This window comes from Methylobacterium sp. Gmos1 (assembly GCF_053764715.1).
The window spans coordinates 15,708-29,855 of the sequence record NZ_JBSNCC010000014.1; the positions used below are offsets into that span (position 1 = coordinate 15,708).

Consider the following 14,148-nt stretch of genomic DNA (forward strand, 5'->3'; position numbering starts at 1 on the left):
GTGCTGGCGAGGGCCGCTCCGCCGCCCGTCGTCAGCGTCGAGGCGGCATCAATGGTCTTCACTCCGGCGTCAGGTACCGCCGCCGCGCCCAGCCGACGATCGGCCCGAGCTTCACCCGGCACCAGGTCAGCCCGCTTGGGGTGTCGTTCGTGCAGCCGAAGCCGCGCAGGCGGCCTCGCGGTGGGGCCTGCCCGATGGCCGGCGAATCGGCGTCCGGCGTCTCGCGGATGCTGAGCGTGTCGCCCGGAGGCAGCCCCTCGACCCGGAAGAACTCCGGCCGGCCGAAATCCTGCGCCTGCGCGCAGGCCGGAGCGAGGAGGAAGGCCGCGGCCGCGGCGGCGCGCAGGCAGGCGCGCGAGGAGGGGTGCCGCATGGGTCCGTTTCGTCAGCTGCGGTGGATGCCCATCATCGCGGTGAGCCCGCCATCCACCGGCAGCACCGCACCGGTGATGTAGCCCGCGGCCGGGCTCATGAGGAATGCGACGAGATCGGCCACCTCCGCCGGGGCGGCGAAGCGCCCGGCCGGGATCTGCTTCTCCATCCCGGCGCGATGGGCGGCATAGGGTGCCATCATGTCGGTGTCGATGAAGCCGGGCGCCACCACGTTGACGGTGACGCCGCGCCGCGCCGATTCGATCGCGAGCGTGCGGCAATAGGCGATCAGCGCACCCTTGCTCGCTGCGTAGGCGGCATTCCCAGGATTGGCCCGGAGTGCGGCCACCGAGCCGATCGCCACGATGCGCCCGGCCCTGGCCCGGGTCATCGGCCGCACCAGCGCCTTGGCGAGGCGGGTGAGCGACCAGAAATTGACCTGCATCGCGGCTTCCGCCCGGTCCTGGTCGAGCACGGCGGCGAGGCTGTCGCAGGGCTGGCCGGCATTGTGGACGAGGCCGAAGATCGCCTCGCCCTCCATCACGGCGCAGAAATCGTCGAGCGCCGCACGATCCGACAGGTCGAGCGGGTGCGGCCGCATCCGCTGTTCGGGATAGAGGGCGGTGAGTTCCAGCGTCAGCGCCTCGGCCGCCTCGCGCGAGCCGCGATAGGTGAAGTCGACGTCGTGGCCCGAGGCCGCGAGCGCGCGGACGATCTCGGCGCCCAAGCCCCGACCGCCGCCGGTGACGAGGACGCGCCGGTTGTGGATCGCGGCGCTCATACGGGCTCCGCCCCGAACACCAGGCAGGTGTTCTGTCCGCCGAAGCCGAAGGAGTTCGACAAGACAGTCGTCACCGGCACGTCGCGGGCGCTGGTCACCACGTCGAGGGGGATCGCCGGATCGGGCACGGCGTAGTTGATGGTCGGGGGCACCCGGCCGTGGGCGATGGTGAGGAGCGAGAACGCCGCCTCGACCGCGCCGGCGGCGGTCAGCGTGTGGCCAATCATCGACTTGTTCGACGAGATCGGCACCGAGCGCATGCGTTCGCCGAACACCGCGAGGCAGCCCATCGCCTCCATCTTGTCGTTCTCCGGCGTGCCGGTGCCGTGGGCGTTGACGGTGTCGATCCGGTCGGGGGACAGGCCGGCATCGTCGAGCGCCGCGCGGATCGCCGCGATGATCGGCGCGCCGTCGGGGCTCGAGCGGGTGCGGTGGAAGCCGTCGCCCTTCTCGCCGCAGCCGAGCACGTAGCCGAGGATGCGCGCGCCGCGCGCCCGCGCCCGCCCTGCATCCTCCAGCACCAGGGCGGCGGCGCCCTCGCCCATCACGAAGCCGTCACGATTCTTGGCGAAGGGCTTCGAGGCGGCCTCCGGCGGGTCGTTCTGGGTCGAGAGGGCCGAGAGCAGCGAGAACCGGATCAGCGATTCCGGGTTCACCGAGCCGTCGGTGCCGATGCAGAGCGCCGCCTCGACCTCGCCGCGCCGGATCGCCTCGACGCCGAGCTGGATCGCGGTCGCGCCCGACGAGCACGCGGTCGAGAGCGAGATCGGTGAGCCCCTGGTGCCGAAGCGGTCGGCGATGCGGTCGGCGACCGTGCCGAAGATGAACAGGTCGTGCCAGTCGTCGAAGCGCCGGCTGCCCGCCGCCCGCAGCAGGTCGGCGTAGGTGACGTCGCCGCTCGTCGCCGCGGCCTCGGCCAGCGCCTGGCGCTGCGGCCACTCGATCTCAACCGGCGGCACCGCCATGAACAGCGCGCCCGGGAAGTCGCCGGAGAGGCCCGCCTGCGCCACCGCCTCGTCGGCCGCGGCCTCGGCGAAACGTTGGGAGAGCAGCGGCGCCACCATCGGGTCGGCGGCGATGAAGTCGACCGTGCCGGCGATGCGGGTGCGCAAGCCCTCGGTCGGGAAGCGGGTGATGGCGTGGATGCCGGAGCGCCCCGCGGTGAGCGCCTCCCAGTTGTCGGCGGCGCCCTGTCCCAGCGAGGTTACCACGCCGATGCCGGTGACCGCCACCAGCGGGCGGCCCATCGCGTCGCGGTCGCGGCTCATGCGGTTTCCCCTGCGGTGGTGAGGCGCAAGACGCCCTCGCCCCGGCGATGGCCGACCGTCGTGACGGCGACCTCGCGGGCGTCTCCCTCCGCCACCAGGGCGGCGGCGAGGCTTACGCCGAAGGGAGCGGCGGCCTCGAGTGTGTGGCCGGTGACGTCGCCGAGCGCCCGGACCGGCGCCCGTGGCGCGAGCGTTCCGAGCGCGTCCTGTTCCTCGGCGGTGATGCCGGCACAGCCGGTCGCGGCCGAGATCACGGCGTCGGGCGCGGACAGCCCTGCCCGGGTCCAGAGGTTCGTCAGGCTCTCGGCGACGCTGCCGTCGCGGCGCTTCGTCCGGTCGCTCGCCACCGCGTCGAGCCGGGCGAGCGCCCGGGCGCCGCGGCTCTTCGCGTGGTCCTGCGCCTCCAGCACCAGGAAGGCGGCGCCTGAGCCGAGGATGAAGCCGGGTGTGTCGCCGCGGGCGAAGACCGGGCGGTAATCGGGTTTCGTCAGGTAGCCGCCCATCTCGTGGATCAGCAGCACGTCGGCGCGCTCGGCGTTGTACGAGCCGCCCACCAGCACGATGTCGAGCTGGCCCGCCGCGATGCGCGCCTGCGCGATGCGCAGGGCGTCGACGCCGCTCGATTCCTCGCCCATGAAGGTGCGCGAGGCGCCCGTGACACCGTGCACGATTGCGATGTTGCCGGCGAGCAGGTTCGAGAGCTGGGCGAGGAACAGCGTCGGCCGCAGGTCGTTCTGCAGGCGCTCGTTGAGGTAGGGGCCGGGATCGGCGGCTTGGCGCAGGCCGGTCAGGATCTGGCCGTCGACGGCGTAGTCGCGCTCGCCGCCGCCCGCCGCCACGACGAGGTGCATCGCGCTTTTGAGCGCCGCATCGGCCTTGGCACCGGCGGAATCGAGGGCGAGGCCGGCGGCGTAGACGCCGAGGCGCTGCCACGGCTCCATCTGCCGCTGGTCGGATTTTTTCGGGATCTGTCCGTCGAGGGTCAGGGGCGCGACCGGATGGACCGGGTAGGGCGCGAAGGTCGCCGCATCGGTGCGCGGCGCGCCTCCCGAGCGGTAGGCCGCGAGATGCGCCGCGACGCCCTCGCCGGCGCAGGACACGAGCCCCAGGCCCGTGACGACGACTGGCCGTGTCACGTTTGCGCTCCGTCGAGGAGGCCGATGCGGGCGGCGCGCTCGCGCATCGGCGCGTCGAGCCCGTCCGGGAACGGCATGGTCTTGAACCGCAATTCGGCGTTGCAGAGCGGCTTGCCCTCGGCCCGGATCGCCGCCTTGGTCACGGCGTAGCCCGAGCCGTCGTGCTCCAGGCTCGCCTCGACCTCCAGCACGGCGCCGGGGCCGACGAAGGAGCGGAAGCGCGCCTTGTCGACGCCCATCAGGAACGGCATGTGGCTGAACGAGGCCCGGGCGAGCAGCAGGTAGCCGGAGGCCTGCGCCATCGTTTCGGTGAGGAGCACGCCGGGCACCAGGGGGTGGCCGGGGAAGTGCCCCTCGAAGACCGGGCTCTCCATCGGCACCGTGGCGAGCGCCGCGAGGCGCCCGCCCTCGCGGTCGAAGCTCACGACCCGGTCGATCATGTCGAAGTATTCGAGGCGCATCCCCGCGACCGCCTAAACCCGGATCAGACCTTGGCGGCCTTCTCGGCCACCAGGCCGTCGATGCGCTCGCAGAGGTTCTTCAGCACGAAGTACTGCTCGGCCGGCACCTTGCCCTCGTTGACCTCCTGGGTCCACTGCTCGAGCGGCAGCTTTATGCCGAAGGTCTTGTCGATCTCGAACGCGATGTCGAGGAAGGCCAGGCTGTCGATGCCGAGATCGTCGATGGCGTGGCTCTCCGGCGTGATCTTCTCGCGCGGGATGTCGGCGACGTCGGCGATGATGGTGGCGACGCGGTCGAAGGTGTCGGACATGGACGTGCAGCCGTCTTCCTGCTGAAGGTCGGCTCGAACGGCGCGACCTTCGGGCACCGCCCGCGCCCCGGCCACGAAACCGCCGACCTTGAAAAAAGAGTCCGCCGGGTCGCACCCGGCCGAGGGGCCCGCATACACGAGGGGGGCCGGGCCGGCAACCGCACGGCATTTCCGCGGGCACCTCCCTGCCCTAGGTCAGGTCGGATGACGCATCCGTGTCGCGGCTGCGAGGAATAAACCGGCATGGAACACGTGAAGCCGCCGCCCGGGCCGATACCCGGACCTGGACCCGCCCCGGCCGGGCCGCCGGCGCCCGCGGGCGGCACCTCGGCCTTTGCCCGCGCCGCCCTGGTCGTCGCGCTCGGCGCCCTCGGGGTGTGGGTGCTGCACCCGTTCCTGCCGGCGCTGGTCTGGGCGGTGATCCTGTCGATCGCCCTCTGGCCCCTGCGCGAGCGGCTGGTGCGGATCAAGCCGCCCGGCAAGCACAACATCCTGTGGCCGGCGCTCCTCACCCTGGCGGTGGCCCTGGTGATCCTGGTGCCGCTCGTCGTCGTCGCGATCCAGGCGGCCCGGGAGGCGCACGACGCGGTCGCGTTCTGGCGCCAGATCGAGGAGCAGGGCTGGCCGGTGCCGGACTTCGTCTCGCACCTGCCTTTCGGCGCCGCGCAGGTCTCGGCCTGGTGGCAGGAGAACCTGAGCCACCCGCAGGGCTCGTCCGAGGTCTTGAAGCGCGTCGACCAGTCGATCAACCACTCCTCGCTCGTCGGCTTCGGGCGCACCTTCGGCAGCCAGATCGTTCACCGGGCGATGCTGTTCGGCTTCACGCTGCTGACCCTGTTCTTCCTCTTCCGCGACGGCCCGTCCCTCGCCGCGCAGGGGCTGTCGGCGGCCCGCCGACTGTTCGGCCCGCGGGGCGAGCGGGTGGCGCGCCAGATGGCGGCCTCGGTCCACGGCACCGTCGACGGGCTGGTGCTGGTCGGCCTCGGCGAGGGTTTCCTGCTCGGCGTGGTCTACTATTTCGCCGGCGTGCCACATCCGGTGCTGCTCGGCGCCTTCACGGCCCTCGCCGCGATGATCCCGTTCGGGGCCCCCGTCGCCTTCGGCCTCGCCGCCCTGCTCGCGGCCGCACAAGGGGGCGTCACGGCAGCGATCGTCGTCGCCGCGGCGGGTCTCGTCGTCACCTTCGTGGCCGACCACTTCGTGCGCCCGGTGCTGATCGGGGGCGCCACCCGCCTGCCCTTCCTGTGGGTGCTCCTCGGGATCCTCGGCGGCGTCGAGAGCTTCGGGCTGCTCGGCCTGTTCCTCGGACCGGCGGTGATGGCGGCCCTGGTGCTGCTGTGGCGCGAGTACACGGCCGGCGACGACCACGCCGTCGCCTGATCGGCTTCTCGCAAGGACGGTCCTTCCCGATGAGATTCGTGCTCGCCGCGGCCCTGCTCGCCGGCCTCTCCGCCTCTCCCGCCGCGGCGCAGTGGGACGACGGCCGGACCGTGCGGCGCAGCGACGACGCCCCGCGCTTCGGCGCCGATGACGAGGATGGACCGCGCGACCGGCGGGACTTCGGCAGCCGTGATCCGGACGAGATCATGCCCCGGCGCCGCGACCGGGATCGCGATGTCGGCGGTTGGCGCGACCGGGACGATCGCCGCGAGGCGGACGGGCGCCGGTGGGACGACCGCTCCCGGGCGGACCGCTACGACCGTTACGACCGCTACGGTCACCCGCCCTACGGGCCCGGCGTTGCGCCGCCTGCGGCGCCGGGCGGCGTCTTCGTCGTGCCGCCGCCGATCCCCGGCGCGCGCAACTACTGATTCGCGCAAACCCGAGACTCGTCGATGACCCAAGCCCCCACCTTGCGCGGCGAGCCCGCCCGCCGCCTCGCCGCCCTCGACCTCGCCCTGCCGCGGGTGCCCGAGCCTCGCGGCGCCTTCCTGCCGTTCTCGCGCATCGGCACGACGCTGTGGCTCGCCGGGCAGATCTGCGAGTGGGAGGGCGAGGTGCGCTTCACCGGTCCGGTGACCGACATCGCGACCGGCCGGGAGGCGGCGCGGATCTGCGCGCTGAACCTGCTCGCGTCGCTGAGCCTGGCGCTGGACGGCGACCTCGACCGGGTGGTGCGCTGCCACCGCCTCGGTGGCTTCGTGCAGGCGGAGCAGGGCTGGCCCGACGTGCCGAAGGCGGTCAACGGCGCGTCGGACCTGATGGCGGAGCTGTTCGGCGAGGCCGGGCGCCACGCCCGCACGGCGATCGGTGTCGCCAGCCTGCCGGCGAATGCCAGCGTCGAGGTCGACGGGATCTTCGAAATCCGCTGAGGGTCAGAGCTTTGCTCGACGAAAAGGGTATCGGTTCGTCGAAGGTATGCCGCAAAAACAACGACGTGGAGCGTCGCTCGCGGCGCTCTAGTGCGCGTCGCGGCCCGTGTGGTAGCCGGCGGCCTGCTCGACCAGGGTGAGGATGTCGAGGGCGCGCCAGGGCTTGGGGATGAAGGTGGCCGACATGCGCAGGTCGCTCGGCTGGTCGCCGGCATCGCCCGAGGTCAGCAGCACGTGGACCCGCGGCCAGGTGACGCCGATGATGCGGGCCAGCTCGAACCCGCCGATCTGGCCCGGGGTCCGCACGTCCGAGAAGACGACGTTCACCTCGTCGCCGCGCTCCCGCAGGATCGCGAGCGCCTTCTCGGCGGTCTCGGCCTCGATGACGCGGAAGCCCGTTTCCTCCAGCAGCGTGGCCGCGAGGAAACGCTCCTCCGGTTCGTCCTCGACGACCAGGATCACGGGCTGGGTCTTCGCGGCGGCGCTGGACTCGGTCATGTGCAGGGAACGAGCTTGCGGCCCACTGGTTGCATAGCTCCCGGGACCCTGCGCGCATCCTTCCCGAGGTGTTGCGGCATTGCAAGGCTCGCCGCAACACCAAGCCGTGACTCAGGCGACGCCGTGGTCGCGGAACCACGCCAGCATCCGCCCCCAGCCCTCCTCCGCCGGGCCCTTGCGGTAGCTCGGGCGGTAATCGGCGTGGAAGCCGTGCGGCGCGTCCGGGAAGATCACGATGTCGACAGTCTTGCCGGCGGACTTCGCGGCGTCGCGCGCCTTCTCGACGTCGGCGACCGGGATGCCGGTATCGGCGGCGCCGTAGAGGCCGAGGATCGGCGCGCGGATGTCCGGGATCACGTCGGCGGCGGTCTTCGGCTGAATGCCGGTGCGGGTGCCGCCGAAATTGCCGTACCAGGCGACGCCGGCCTTCAGGTTGGCGCTGTGGGCGGCGTAGAGCCACACCGTGCGTCCGCCGCGGCACCAGCCGGTGATGCCGAGCTTGCCCGCATCGCCCTTGGCCTCGGCGGCGGCCCAGGCGGCGGTGGCGTCGAGGTCGCCCATCACCTGGGCGTCCGGGGTCTTCGAGACCACCTCGCGGACGATCTCCTGCACGTCGGTCATCTTCGAGACGTCGCCCTGACGGGCGAACAGCTCGGGCGCGACCGCGGTGTAGCCGGCCTTGGCGAGCCGCCGGCAGATGTCCTTGATGTAGTCGTGGACGCCGAAGATCTCCTCGACGACGAGGACGATCGGGAACGGCCCGGGGCCTTGCGGCATCGCCCGGTAGGCCGGCATCGGCCCGTCGCCGACCGGGATCCGGACCTCGCCGGCGACGATGCCGGCCTCGTCGGTGTGGATGGCCTGCGCCTCGACCCGGGTGGTGGCGAGGGTCAGCCCGGTCATCAGGCTCGTCATCACGAAGCCGCGCCGGGAGAAAGGCGGGATCACCAGGCCGTCGAGCTGCTCGAGATCGTCGGTCCGCGCGTCGTCGCTCGAAGCCATCCGGTGTCCTCCCGTCTCACGGCGTCCGTTCGCGCCGGCGCGCGATCTTGCGTGCGCAGGCCGCCAGGGCAAGCGCCAAGGCCCATCGTCCACGGTCACGATCCGGTCAGGCGCGATCGACCCGCCCAAAGGAAAAGGGCCGCCCGCGCGAGCGGACGGCCCTGTCCCGGATCGGTCGTTGCGCGCGGTCACGCCACCGCGGCCTTGCGCGACTTGGCGTTGCTGCGGGCCGGCCAGCCGAGCGCGACGAGCCGGGCCTTGGCGTGCTCGCGCACCTCGTCGCGCACGCCCGGCGGCATCGCGGCGAGCGCGGCTTGCGTCTCGGGCGCGAGCATCAGGTCGGTCACCGCGTTGATCGACTGGGCCTCGTCGATGCGGGCGGTCAGGTCGGCCTCCGACGAGGCGGCATCCATGCGCGGGGCATCCTCTGCCGCCCTGGCCGAGTCGGCGTCGTTGGCGGCCCCGGTCTCCCGGTCGCGCTCATCGGATTCCTGTGCCTCCCGCACCGGTTCGAGCCGGCGCAACTGGTTCGCCGCGACGAGGTCCGGCCGGCTCGCCTTGAACTCGTCGGCCTCGTCCTCGGAATAGAGCAGGCCGTGCAGTCCGGCGAGCTTGAGGATGACCCGGTCCTTGGCCCGCTTCTCCGCCATGGCGAAGACGTAGGCCGCCTGCTTGCCCGAGACGCGGTAGTTCACGCCGATCAGGGCCTCGCCGATCGACCACTCGGTGCGGTCGCCGTTCGGGCCCGGCATGTGGCCGGTCACCAGGATCACAGCCTCGTCCCGCTCGGCGCGCACGATCACCGGGGCATCGAAACGGATGCGGGCCTGCACGGCGATCCGCTCCAGGGCCTTGTGGTAGATCACTGCGGTGCCCTGCACGCGCCAGACGTTGCCGGCCAGGGGCTCGCCGTAGGTGGCGAGGATGTCCGCGATCTGCTTGTCCGTGGTTGCGCTCATCTCGATCGATCTCACCTGCTGACAGCGGCTCCGGACGGGCGGGGAATCGGCCGGTTCCACGTTTGTTCCCTAACACGGCATATGGCGATGCGCGAGCGTTTTCGCGATGCCGAAGCCAGAAGAAATGCCACCGGGTGACGATGTTTTGTCGCGCCCTCGCCGGGCATCGACGACGGGATCAGACGAACCGGCGTTCGATACGGCCACGCCGTCACGGCGACGATTGATGCGGCGTTGCCTGTGTCAGGCTTGTTCGCTAAATGTTCCTGAAGAGCCGTATGCCTAGAACTTTGCCTGGACGGCGGATCGGCGCCGATCCCGGCCCCGGAGCCCCGCATGAGCACCCCCGCCCTCCTCGATGCCTCGACCCTGCTCGAACGCCCGGGTCAGCGCCGCAGCGCCGTGCGGAGCACCACGCCCCGCCGCGGCACCGCGCTCGCGCCCGCGGTGCCGCGCCCGGCGCTCGTCGCGGATTTCCTCGCCATCGCGGCACTCGATCCGGCGGTGGAGCGCCTGCGGGCCGCGCCGAGCGCCGTCCGCCTGACGCTCGGCGACGCGGTGGTGGAGCACGCCGCGGATTTCGAGCAGGTGCGCACCGACGAGCCGGGCCTCCTCGTCGACGTGGTGGCGGAGGCCGATCTCGGGCGGCACCCCTTCCGCACGGCCTACGTGGCGGGCGAGCCGGTGGTGGCCGAGGACGGCCGCCGCTTCGTGATCGAGAGCGCCGCGACCCTGCGGGCCGAGCCGCGGATCTCGACGGTGCGCCTGATCATGGCCTGCCGCCGCACCTACGTCTCGGCTGGCGACCGGGTGCGGATCCTGCACCACCTCGACGAGTGCGGCACCGGCCGCCTGGTCGAATGCGCCGCGATGGCGATCAACGCCCAGGACGGCGTCGCTGCGGTGCTGGCGCTCGCCGTCGAGGGGCTGGTCGCGGTGGACATCAGCCGCCCGATCCTGCCCGAGACGCCGGTGCGGCGGCGGGCGCTGCCGTATCCGGATCCATTCGGCTTCTAAGTGTCTCTCACAAAACTCCCGGTCACCGGCGTCGCTCGATGTGGGGGCGCCAGCGCAGCGGGAGTTTTGTGAGGTGCACCAAGACGGCCAACTTGACGTTGCGGCCCGACTCGCGATTTCATCGCGGCCAGGGCTGATGCAGCCCGCCGCCTGCGCCCCCCGGGGTTCGGTGAATGCATCCTTCGCGACGCGCATCCGATCTCCCCGTCCGTCGGGCGAACCGGTCAGCAAGGCAAGCACTGATCCCGCTGGTTCGCCCGCGACCAGGGACTGGATCATGCGCACCTACCGCGACGCCAAGGCGATGGCGAAGACGCTCCGCGAGGAGCTGGGCCGGCGAGGCACGGCCCTGTCCCACGGCGAGTGCCTGGAGATCGTCGCCCGCCAGTTCGGCCTCGACAACTGGAACATCCTCTCTGCCCGCCTGGCGGCGCCGGCAGAGCCGGTACGGCAGACGGCCCTGGTGCCTCCGGCGGGCTGGCTCGTCTCCGGCTCGAAGCCGCACCTCTACGAGATGGGCATCGATCCGACGGCACCCTACGGCGAGGGCCGGGCGGCGCTGATCCGGTGCCGCTACGCCGAGGACGATCCCGCCTACGCGGCGATGGAGAAGGGATTCGCCACGCTGATGCAGAGCGTCGCGGCCGCGCCGTTCCGCGGGCGCCGGGTCTGCCTCAGCGCCGACCTGCGGGTGCAGGATGTCGTCGGCGCCGCCACCCTGTGGCTGCGGGCCGATGCGGCGATCGGGCGGAGCGTCGCCTTCGACAACATGGAGGAGCGGGCGATCGACGGGCCGCTCACCGGCACGCAGGGCTGGACGAGCCGGCGCATCGTGCTCGACGTGCCGGAAGAGGCCGAGACCCTGCATTTCGGCTATTATCTCCGGGGCAGCGGGCGGGCCTGGGCCGGTGGCTTCGCGCTGCGCGAAGCCTCCCCGGAGGACGCGGTCACGGTGCTCGCCCGCGTCCGCCCGGAACCGACCAACCTCGATTTCGCGCAGCCGGCGGATGCGAGGACGAAGGCGGGCTGAACCCCGCGCCTCGCCGGGGTCGGGGCAGCTGCGCGATCGGAACGAGGGCGGGGCGCCGCCGTCAGGCGCCCCTTCTCGCCACGGCCGCCTCGACCAGCGAGCGGATCGCCGCCCGCACCGGCTCGGGGGTCTCATCGCGAGAGAACTTCGCCTCGATCTCCTCGCGGATCAGGGCGCCGTCGTCGCTGCGCGCGAGGTCGGTGGTGGTCTCGGCCTGGAGGAGGGAGACGAAGGCGCTCTCGACCCGGCCGATCGCCTCCGGCGAGGCGTCGGCGGCGACCTGGCGGCCGGTGAGGTCGAACACGTCGGCAGCAAAGGGCAGCCGCTCCTCGGAGAGGGAGAGATCGCCTGACAGCACGAAGGCGGCCGGCACGTGATGGATGAGATCGATCGAACCGCGGGTGATGTTGCCCGGGTTGAACCACAGCGTCTCGCCGATCCGCACCGGCGCATGGCGCTTGTGGACGTGGCCGTTGAGCGCCAGCGCGCAGCCGCGGATCGCCTCCGGCGGCACCGCGCCCGGATAGCCGGCCCCGAAGGCGAGGTCGTGATGGGTAAGCCAGACGACGTGGTCGGCCTCCCGGAAGAGCCCGGTCGCGTCCGAGGGGATCGCCTGGCCGAAGGGCGTGGCGCCGAGGCCGATCAGGCACCCGTCGATCCGGTAGAGCGCCGCCGGGCCGGATTCCGGCACCGCGTCGAGGACGTCGCTCACCGCCAGCATCGCCAGGCTGTCGCCGTCGGACAGGCGGGTGTGGCGGATGTCGTGGTTGCCGACATTGGCGAGCGGGCGGTGACGGAACCCCTTGAGGATGCGGATCAGGCGCGACTTCAGGCTCTCGTCGGGCTCGACCGGCCGCTCGAACAGGTCGCCGAGGAGCACGGGCGCAAGGTCGCGGGCGTTGGCGAGCGCGACGCAATGCTCGAGCTTCCCGAGCACCGGCGCCGGCCAGTCGGGATCCTTGCGCCGGCCCGGCCGGCGCGACGAGACGTGCGGATCGCCGATGACGAGGAGGCCGGCGCAGGCGACCGGCGCGGCATCGAGCCGCTCGCGTCCGAGGATCATGCCGCCTCCCCCGCCGGGGCGTGGCGGTGGCCGGTGAGGAGGGTCGCGGGCGCGGCCGGGGTGCCGCAGGCCGGGCAGCGCCCGCCGGTCGAGGCCAGCACATCCGCCATCTCGGCTTCTGCCGCCGCGAGGCCGTCGCGGGCCGACCTCTCCCGGCCTTGCGCCTCGGCGAGGCGCCGGCCGATTTCTGCGAGACGCCGGGCGGTCGCCGCGGCATCCGGCCGGAGCACCGGCGCGGGCGGCTCCGGCAGGTCGCGCAGGGCGCTCGCTCGCCGCTGCGCGGCATCGAGGCCGGCACGCAGCCGGCGCAGCCGGGTGGCGTGGGCAGTAGCCTGCGCGGTGTCGCGCGGGAGCGGCGCCTCCGGCGGCAGGTCCGCCAGGGCGGTGACTCTGCTCCCAGCGCCCGCGAGGTCGGCGGCGGCGGCGAGCACCCGGCGGCCCAGCGCCTCGCGGTTGCGCGCCTCGGCCAGCGCCCGTCCCAGCTCGGCCCCGACTTCCGGTCCCGGTAGGTCGGCGAGCGCCCGGGCGCGGGCGGCGGCGCCGGTCGCGAGGCGGGCGGCGCGGTCCAGGCGCTCGGCCAGGGCAACGCGCTCGCGCAGCCGCGCCGCAACCTGCGCGAGCGCGCCGGCCTCCGCGTGTAGCCCGTGCAGCGCCTCGGCCAGGGCGTCGAGCCCGTCGAGGGCGGAGAGGCGCTCGCGCAGGCGGGTGATCTCGCGCTCGCCCTCGCGGATCGTGCGCTGGTCCTCGGTGACGCGCTCGCGCTGGAGCGCCTGCATGTCGCGGATCAACCCGGCCTCGCGGCCGATCGACAGCACCGCCGAGCGCCGGGCCGGCTTCTCGCCGAGGAGGAAGACGGGGAATTTTTGGTGCGCGACGTGGACGTCCAGCTCCTCGACCCGGGTGATGCCGTAGAGCCGTTCGACCCAGGGCGGCACGTCGCGGCCGCCGGTCTCGAGCGTGGTGCCGTTCTCCTGCACCAGAGACCCGTCGGCCTCGTGCAGCGACCACAGGTTGACTGGGGTGCGCTTCGGCTGGCGGACGTAGCGCAGCACCCGGCCCCCGGCGACGCCGATCTCGACCCGGGCCGCGCTCGCGCCCGCCCGCACCAGGCTGTCGCGCACCTCGCCGTAGAAGACCGCTCGCAGGGCGCGGATCACCGTCGACTTGCCGTGGTTGTTGGGTCCGACCAGCGCGTTGACGCCGGGCGAGAGCGGCAGGGTGGCGTCAACGAAACCCTGGACGTCGATCAGCCGGACGAAGCGGAAGCCCGGCTTGTCGGGAGACCACGCGGCCGCGCACGCCGCGGCCGGCCCCTCGATCGCGACCCCGGTTTCGGGCCGGCCGGCGATGCGGCTCACGGTGAGGCCGGCATCGAACCCCGCCACGTCGTGGTGCGAGATCGCCAGGCACTGCACGCCGAGGCGCGCGGCACCGTCGTCGAGCACCCGGTAGAAGGCCGGGACGCGGTCCGGCGCGATCCAGCAATCGGCCTCGTCGAGGGCGAGGAAGCGGCCGACGCCGGCCTTGACCACCGCGATCAGGCGCAGCGCCATCCCGACCACGTTGGTCATCGCGCCGCCATTGTCCTCCAGCACGTCCTCGCGCCCGCCATCGGGGCGCTCGACCCCGATGTCGAGGGCCGGCAGGCCGCGCTCGGTGGTGAGGTCCAGGCGCACCGGCTTCTCGCCGGGCAGCACCTCCTGGACGAGGGCGGTGAGCAGGGTCTCGAAGGTCGCGACGCTGCGCCGGTTCGCGTCCTGCTGCAACTCGCGCAGGTAGGTGTCGACGGCGTCGCGCTGGGCCAGCCGGCCCTTGGCGCCGGCGACCAGCCGCGTGCGCTCGGCGAGCGCCGTCCGGTCGCCGTCGCGGATCGCCTCCAGACGAGCGAGGAGGCGGCCAGCGCGGGTCAGCGCGTCCTGGATGTCGGCAGAGGTCACG

Annotated in this window: 16 protein-coding genes; 5 read left to right on the forward strand and 11 right to left on the reverse strand. The window is 72.8% G+C overall.

The annotated features are described in order from the left end of the window. Positions 1 to 58 precede the first annotated feature (58 nt). Genes ACS5PV_RS22815 through ACS5PV_RS22840 form a run of 6 tightly spaced genes read right to left on the reverse strand, consistent with a single transcriptional unit; the run spans position 59 to position 4,329 of the window. Positions 59 to 373 carry an SH3 domain-containing protein gene (locus ACS5PV_RS22815; RefSeq protein ID WP_455397637.1) on the reverse strand — a complete coding sequence of 105 codons (315 nt, stop codon included), beginning with the start codon at positions 371 to 373 and terminating at the stop codon, positions 59 to 61. Between the two features lie 12 nt (positions 374 to 385). Beyond that, on the reverse strand, positions 386 to 1,153 hold the full coding sequence (locus tag ACS5PV_RS22820; protein WP_455397638.1) for an SDR family oxidoreductase: 768 nt from the start codon (positions 1,151 to 1,153) through the stop codon (positions 386 to 388). After that, positions 1,150 to 2,421 (reverse strand): beta-ketoacyl-ACP synthase, encoded by a 1,272-nt coding sequence (locus ACS5PV_RS22825; RefSeq protein ID WP_455397639.1) that lies wholly within the window; start codon positions 2,419 to 2,421, stop codon positions 1,150 to 1,152. The genes ACS5PV_RS22820 and ACS5PV_RS22825 overlap by 4 nt, the downstream gene beginning before the upstream one ends. Continuing rightward, positions 2,418 to 3,557 (reverse strand): beta-ketoacyl-ACP synthase, encoded by a 1,140-nt coding sequence (locus tag ACS5PV_RS22830; protein ID WP_455397640.1) that lies wholly within the window; start codon positions 3,555 to 3,557, stop codon positions 2,418 to 2,420. Before ACS5PV_RS22830 ends, ACS5PV_RS22825 begins: the two co-directional genes overlap by 4 nt. Further along, complete coding sequence (locus ACS5PV_RS22835; RefSeq protein ID WP_455397641.1) at positions 3,554 to 4,018, reverse strand: 3-hydroxyacyl-ACP dehydratase FabZ family protein; 465 nt, start codon at positions 4,016 to 4,018, stop codon at positions 3,554 to 3,556. Before ACS5PV_RS22835 ends, ACS5PV_RS22830 begins: the two co-directional genes overlap by 4 nt. 23 nt (positions 4,019 to 4,041) lie before the next feature. After that, the gene (locus tag ACS5PV_RS22840; RefSeq protein ID WP_048443797.1) at positions 4,042 to 4,329 is read right to left on the reverse strand and encodes an acyl carrier protein; all 288 of its coding nucleotides are present in this window, start codon (positions 4,327 to 4,329) and stop codon (positions 4,042 to 4,044) included. Between the two features lie 243 nt (positions 4,330 to 4,572). On the opposite strand from ACS5PV_RS22840, the gene ACS5PV_RS22845 reads away from it, so the two are divergent. Genes ACS5PV_RS22845 through ACS5PV_RS22855 form a run of 3 tightly spaced genes read left to right on the forward strand, consistent with a single transcriptional unit; the run spans position 4,573 to position 6,641 of the window. After that, positions 4,573 to 5,709 carry an AI-2E family transporter gene (locus ACS5PV_RS22845; protein ID WP_455397642.1) on the forward strand — a complete coding sequence of 379 codons (1,137 nt, stop codon included), beginning with the start codon at positions 4,573 to 4,575 and terminating at the stop codon, positions 5,707 to 5,709. Between the two features lie 29 nt (positions 5,710 to 5,738). Next, the gene (locus ACS5PV_RS22850; protein WP_455397643.1) at positions 5,739 to 6,140 is read left to right on the forward strand and encodes a hypothetical protein; all 402 of its coding nucleotides are present in this window, start codon (positions 5,739 to 5,741) and stop codon (positions 6,138 to 6,140) included. 24 nt (positions 6,141 to 6,164) lie between these two features. Then, positions 6,165 to 6,641, forward strand: coding sequence for a RidA family protein (locus tag ACS5PV_RS22855; RefSeq protein ID WP_455397644.1), 477 nt, complete (start codon positions 6,165 to 6,167; stop codon positions 6,639 to 6,641). A gap of 87 nt (positions 6,642 to 6,728) precedes the next feature. Here ACS5PV_RS22855 and ACS5PV_RS22860 read toward each other — a convergent pair whose 3' ends face one another. The 3 genes from ACS5PV_RS22860 to ACS5PV_RS22870 all read right to left on the reverse strand — a co-directional run bounded on the left by ACS5PV_RS22860 (position 6,729) and on the right by ACS5PV_RS22870 (position 9,100). Then, a complete protein-coding gene (locus tag ACS5PV_RS22860) occupies positions 6,729 to 7,139 on the reverse strand; it encodes a response regulator (protein ID WP_455397645.1) in 411 nt (136 codons plus the stop codon). Positions 7,140 to 7,250: 111 nt separating this feature from the next. Then, positions 7,251 to 8,141, reverse strand: coding sequence for a dienelactone hydrolase family protein (locus ACS5PV_RS22865; RefSeq protein ID WP_455397646.1), 891 nt, complete (start codon positions 8,139 to 8,141; stop codon positions 7,251 to 7,253). Between the two features lie 188 nt (positions 8,142 to 8,329). Beyond that, positions 8,330 to 9,100, reverse strand: coding sequence for a trna delta -isopentenylpyrophosphate transferase (locus ACS5PV_RS22870; RefSeq protein WP_455397647.1), 771 nt, complete (start codon positions 9,098 to 9,100; stop codon positions 8,330 to 8,332). Between the two features lie 336 nt (positions 9,101 to 9,436). Here ACS5PV_RS22870 and ACS5PV_RS22875 point away from each other — a divergent pair, with 336 nt between their 5' ends. Together ACS5PV_RS22875 and ACS5PV_RS22880 are read left to right on the forward strand one after the other, a co-directional pair. Beyond that, the gene (locus ACS5PV_RS22875) at positions 9,437 to 10,117 is read left to right on the forward strand and encodes a hypothetical protein (protein WP_455397648.1); all 681 of its coding nucleotides are present in this window, start codon (positions 9,437 to 9,439) and stop codon (positions 10,115 to 10,117) included. Between the two features lie 277 nt (positions 10,118 to 10,394). Beyond that, the gene (locus tag ACS5PV_RS22880) at positions 10,395 to 11,147 is read left to right on the forward strand and encodes a glyoxalase superfamily protein (protein WP_455397649.1); all 753 of its coding nucleotides are present in this window, start codon (positions 10,395 to 10,397) and stop codon (positions 11,145 to 11,147) included. A gap of 61 nt (positions 11,148 to 11,208) precedes the next feature. Here ACS5PV_RS22880 and ACS5PV_RS22885 read toward each other — a convergent pair whose 3' ends face one another. Together ACS5PV_RS22885 and ACS5PV_RS22890 are read right to left on the reverse strand one after the other, a co-directional pair. Continuing rightward, positions 11,209 to 12,210, reverse strand: coding sequence for a hypothetical protein (locus ACS5PV_RS22885; RefSeq protein WP_455397650.1), 1,002 nt, complete (start codon positions 12,208 to 12,210; stop codon positions 11,209 to 11,211). Next, positions 12,207 to 14,147 carry an AAA family ATPase gene (locus ACS5PV_RS22890; protein WP_455397651.1) on the reverse strand — a complete coding sequence of 647 codons (1,941 nt, stop codon included), beginning with the start codon at positions 14,145 to 14,147 and terminating at the stop codon, positions 12,207 to 12,209. Before ACS5PV_RS22890 ends, ACS5PV_RS22885 begins: the two co-directional genes overlap by 4 nt. Position 14,148: the final 1 nt, after the last annotated feature.

Excerpts from the sequence above, each read along its gene's own strand:
- ACS5PV_RS22815 (WP_455397637.1), bottom strand. The coding sequence starts at position 373 with ATGCGGCACCCCTCCTCGCGCGCCTGCCTGCGCGCCGCCGCGGCCGCG.
- ACS5PV_RS22820 (WP_455397638.1), bottom strand. The coding sequence starts at position 1,153 with ATGAGCGCCGCGATCCACAACCGGCGCGTCCTCGTCACCGGCGGCGGT.
- ACS5PV_RS22825 (WP_455397639.1), bottom strand. The coding sequence starts at position 2,421 with ATGAGCCGCGACCGCGACGCGATGGGCCGCCCGCTGGTGGCGGTCACC.
- ACS5PV_RS22835 (WP_455397641.1), bottom strand. The coding sequence starts at position 4,018 with ATGCGCCTCGAATACTTCGACATGATCGACCGGGTCGTGAGCTTCGAC.
- ACS5PV_RS22840 (WP_048443797.1), bottom strand. The coding sequence starts at position 4,329 with ATGTCCGACACCTTCGACCGCGTCGCCACCATCATCGCCGACGTCGCC.
- ACS5PV_RS22845 (WP_455397642.1), top strand. The coding sequence starts at position 4,573 with ATGGAACACGTGAAGCCGCCGCCCGGGCCGATACCCGGACCTGGACCC.
- ACS5PV_RS22850 (WP_455397643.1), top strand. The coding sequence starts at position 5,739 with ATGAGATTCGTGCTCGCCGCGGCCCTGCTCGCCGGCCTCTCCGCCTCT.
- ACS5PV_RS22855 (WP_455397644.1), top strand. The coding sequence starts at position 6,165 with ATGACCCAAGCCCCCACCTTGCGCGGCGAGCCCGCCCGCCGCCTCGCC.
- ACS5PV_RS22860 (WP_455397645.1), bottom strand. The coding sequence starts at position 7,139 with ATGACCGAGTCCAGCGCCGCCGCGAAGACCCAGCCCGTGATCCTGGTC.
- ACS5PV_RS22865 (WP_455397646.1), bottom strand. The coding sequence starts at position 8,141 with ATGGCTTCGAGCGACGACGCGCGGACCGACGATCTCGAGCAGCTCGAC.
- ACS5PV_RS22870 (WP_455397647.1), bottom strand. The coding sequence starts at position 9,100 with ATGAGCGCAACCACGGACAAGCAGATCGCGGACATCCTCGCCACCTAC.
- ACS5PV_RS22875 (WP_455397648.1), top strand. The coding sequence starts at position 9,437 with ATGAGCACCCCCGCCCTCCTCGATGCCTCGACCCTGCTCGAACGCCCG.
- ACS5PV_RS22880 (WP_455397649.1), top strand. The coding sequence starts at position 10,395 with ATGCGCACCTACCGCGACGCCAAGGCGATGGCGAAGACGCTCCGCGAG.
- ACS5PV_RS22885 (WP_455397650.1), bottom strand. The coding sequence starts at position 12,210 with ATGATCCTCGGACGCGAGCGGCTCGATGCCGCGCCGGTCGCCTGCGCC.